Source organism: uncultured Nostoc sp., from assembly GCF_964245445.1.
GTDB lineage: Bacteria > Cyanobacteriota > Cyanobacteriia > Cyanobacteriales > Nostocaceae > Nostoc.
Genome location: NZ_CAXTNE010000476.1, coordinates 1 through 3,065, shown reverse-complemented (window position 1 = coordinate 3,065; position 3,065 = coordinate 1). Strand labels below are relative to the sequence as shown.

At 43.0% G+C, this 3,065-nt stretch carries 5 protein-coding genes; 1 reads left to right on the top strand and 4 read right to left on the bottom strand.

Annotated elements, in window-relative coordinates:
• Positions 1–115: 115 nt before the first annotated feature.
• The 3 genes from ACFE90_RS37480 to ACFE90_RS37470 all read right to left on the bottom strand — a co-directional run bounded on the left by ACFE90_RS37480 (position 116) and on the right by ACFE90_RS37470 (position 1,392).
• The gene (locus ACFE90_RS37480; protein WP_109010448.1) at positions 116–418 is read right to left on the bottom strand and encodes a TMEM165/GDT1 family protein; all 303 of its coding nucleotides are present in this window, start codon (positions 416–418) and stop codon (positions 116–118) included.
• Positions 419–508: 90 nt separating this feature from the next.
• Positions 509–940, bottom strand: coding sequence for a TMEM165/GDT1 family protein (locus tag ACFE90_RS37475; RefSeq protein WP_375507289.1), 432 nt, complete (start codon positions 938–940; stop codon positions 509–511).
• Positions 941–1,041: 101 nt separating this feature from the next.
• Positions 1,042–1,392 (bottom strand): YkgJ family cysteine cluster protein, encoded by a 351-nt coding sequence (locus tag ACFE90_RS37470; protein ID WP_375507288.1) that lies wholly within the window; start codon positions 1,390–1,392, stop codon positions 1,042–1,044.
• Between the two features lie 234 nt (positions 1,393–1,626).
• On the opposite strand from ACFE90_RS37470, the gene psb30 reads away from it, so the two are divergent.
• Positions 1,627–1,770 carry a photosystem II reaction center protein Ycf12/Psb30 gene (psb30, locus tag ACFE90_RS37465; protein WP_114086065.1) on the top strand — a complete coding sequence of 48 codons (144 nt, stop codon included), beginning with the start codon at positions 1,627–1,629 and terminating at the stop codon, positions 1,768–1,770.
• A gap of 85 nt (positions 1,771–1,855) precedes the next feature.
• Here the strand turns inward: psb30 and ACFE90_RS37460 are convergent.
• Positions 1,856–3,065 (bottom strand): DHH family phosphoesterase (locus ACFE90_RS37460; RefSeq protein ID WP_375507287.1); only part of this gene is annotated, 1,210 nt, incomplete at its 5' end.

Here is a 3,065-nt window from a genome sequence, read left to right as displayed (position 1 = left end):
GTTCTTTTATTATGGGTAATTTTGCGTAGTTACTTATTAATTTAAAACCTTGGCGGTTTCCAATCCCCCACGAAGAGTAATTCTGATTCCTGGATTCTGAATTCTGAATTCTTCTTTAAGGTGTTTGTTCAGAATCTGCCGATGGTTCATTGTTAAATAACAGCAGACGTGCAGCAAGGATGGCAAATCCTACAGCAGCGATCGCTTTTAACAAGCGCGTAGGTAATAATTCTGCTACTGCACCTCCTGCTAATGCTCCCAACAGACTTGTCAATAGCAATGCGCCTGCTGCACCAAAAAATACTGCACGCGGAGAATTACAACGTCCTGAAAGTGCGATCGCCGCTAGCTGACTTTTGTCACCCAATTCTGATAAAAAAACTGTAATAAAGCTTAGTCCTAAAAGATGCCAATCCATATTGTTAAGGGGGAGCCGGGAGCCGGAAGTGGGGAGTAGAGGAGATGAGGGAGCAGGGGAGGCAGGGGAAGAATGACAAATGACTAATGACTAATGACTAGTAAATACATCCCAAAACAGCATTAGGGAAATTACCAACAACATCACGCCTGCTGATTTTTCTATAGTTTTTGGGCTGAGTTGGGTGGCTATCCAACTACCTAAAAGCACGCCTAATAAACTGGTGGTTATCAGCGCAGCCGCAGATCCGATAAATACCACCCACGGCGAATGAGATTCTGCACTCATTAACAGGGTGGATAACTGAGTTTTATCTCCAATTTCTGCTAGAAAAATGGTTATAAAAGTTGTACCAAAAATTACTAGTGCTGATTGCTGCTTCTGAGGACTATCGGCAACTACAGCCTGAACTGGTTGGGCGATCGCAGGAGTTAAGTTAAAATCATTGCTGTCTTTCAGTTCTAGCTCGATCTCAGTCTGAGATATGCCAGAAATGTCCAAAGGAGCAGAATCAAGTTTCACAGGCAATAGTTTCGTTGCGAGGTTGTTTTCATATTTCTATCATATTCTCAGATTGTTGTAATAAATTGCAACTCCAGATACTAAAACGAGGAGTGGGAGTGTCACAGCCCGACAGCTTTATTGAAGCGTAGTATTTCCAGACTGCGATCGCCGTATACTCCTTCTATTTGCTGGCGACAGCAGTCAATAGCAAAATCGTTGACTTCTTCTGGTTCAACGCCATACATATCTTGAAATACTTCTGATTCCACGCGGCAGAAACGAGGACGATCTGAGTAGATGCGGCATTCTCGCGTGCTATGGTCGAAGTTAACGCACCATCCCCCTTCCCCTACCATGCTGAGGTAGAGTTCTAGTTCTGGTGGAGAGAGATACTCATCCAAATCTGGACGCTCTGCTGGATCAAGATTACAGCAGGCTCCACATTCTTTTACACATTGCCAAGTTGCCATTTTGTATTAGGGATTGGGGATTGGGGATTGAGGATTGGGGATTGGGGATTAAGTTATTGAGAAAATTTTTCCCATTCCCCAATCCCCAGTCCCCCTATTTCACGTTTTTATGTCTTTTCTTATAATTTTGTTAAGTAAATTAAATCTAACAGGCCATGGCCAGATATGATCGATTGCGGGTTTTGTAATTAAGTTATTGAATTTTTTAAGACAATTGGGAGGAGAAAAGGAAAAATGTTTGACGCTGTATCTGACTTGTTTAACGCTTTTACCAGTATCAATTGGGAAGTTATTTTCCAATTGCTGTCCGTGGCGCTAATTGTAATTGCTGGGCCAGTGGTAATCTTTTTGCTGGCATTTCGCAACGGCAATTTATAAGAGTTCTGAGTGCTGACTAAGGAGTTAACAGTTAAAAGTTAGGAATGAGAAGTTAATTAAGAATTCATAACTCATAACTCGTAACTCATAATTCAGCACTCAATACCGATAATGCCTGAAGGGCAGCTTGGATAATACTGTCATACTGTGGCTGAGAGATATCAACTTCTTTGGCGTTTTGACGATTAGTGCCCAGTAAACCAATTATATGTCCTGGCTGCATTGCTAAGACTTTGCCTTCAGAGTTTTTAATTCTTAATTCTGCTTCAATACCGTTTTTATAGAAACCACAAGTATAGTGTCGTTGGTTGTATTCAAAAGTGGTGCTTGACGGGGTATGTGGCGAAGTAAAAAATTGTTGAAGCTGAATTGGCAGTCTGACTCCTATTAATTCTAGCTCAATGGTGGTGTTACCGTTAAAGTAATTTTCTCGTAGTTTGTAAGCGACATCCACTCGCGGCGGTAAACGAAAATAGTCGCTCCAACGCCAAGCGATCGCTTTAATTTTATACTCCTGATTATCAATAGTTTGGGCAATTGTCAGTTTAATGTGACCCTTACCGACGATTTTTTGCTCAATCACTTGAACATTAGGTGTCCAGAAAACTGGATCGGGGTTGTCCATACCGCAGGGGTGCAGAGCATTAAGCTGTTGATAAAGCTGCTGATTGATGTGATTAAGGTTAACTTCGGCATCAATTTTGAGCAGAGGCTTGAGATGCTGGGGTTCAAGACACTGGTTAGCAAACTCAATCAAACGCGATCGCAACACCTGTAAATTCTCTGCTGGTAGAGAGAATCCCCCGGCTGCTTTGTGTCCTCCAAATTTGCCTAGTAAATCGTGACAATATTCCAAAGCTTCAAACACATGAAACTCTGGAATTGAGCGTGCTGAACCGCGTATATGTCCCTCATCCTCATAAGTACCGATGAACACGGGAACGCCGTAGCGTTCTACCAAGCGGGAGGCGACAATGCCAATAACGCCATGATGCCAATTGGGTTGAACAACAATTAATACACGATCTTGCCGTAGAGATGCAACAAATTCTGTCTCCACATAAGTGATCGCTTCTTGTTCAATTTGCTGACACATCTCCTGGCGACTGGCATTTATTTGTTCACACCGCATTGCGAGTTCCAGCGCCACCCCTATATCATCTGTAGTCAGCAATTCAATCACAGTCTGGGGATTACCAATCCGGCCAATAGCATTAATTCGCGGCCCCAAGCGAAAACCAATATCTTCAGGCTTGAGGGATTTGGGACTGGGGACTGGGGACTGGGGACTGGGG

What these genes read in the sequence shown, in the direction of transcription:
- ACFE90_RS37470 (WP_375507288.1), bottom strand. Translation starts at nt 1,392, where the DNA reads ATGGCAACTTGGCAATGTGTAAAAGAATGTGGAGCCTGCTGTAATCTT.
- psb30 (WP_114086065.1), top strand. Translation starts at nt 1,627, where the DNA reads ATGTTTGACGCTGTATCTGACTTGTTTAACGCTTTTACCAGTATCAAT.
- ACFE90_RS37480 (WP_109010448.1), bottom strand. Translation starts at nt 418, where the DNA reads ATGGATTGGCATCTTTTAGGACTAAGCTTTATTACAGTTTTTTTATCA.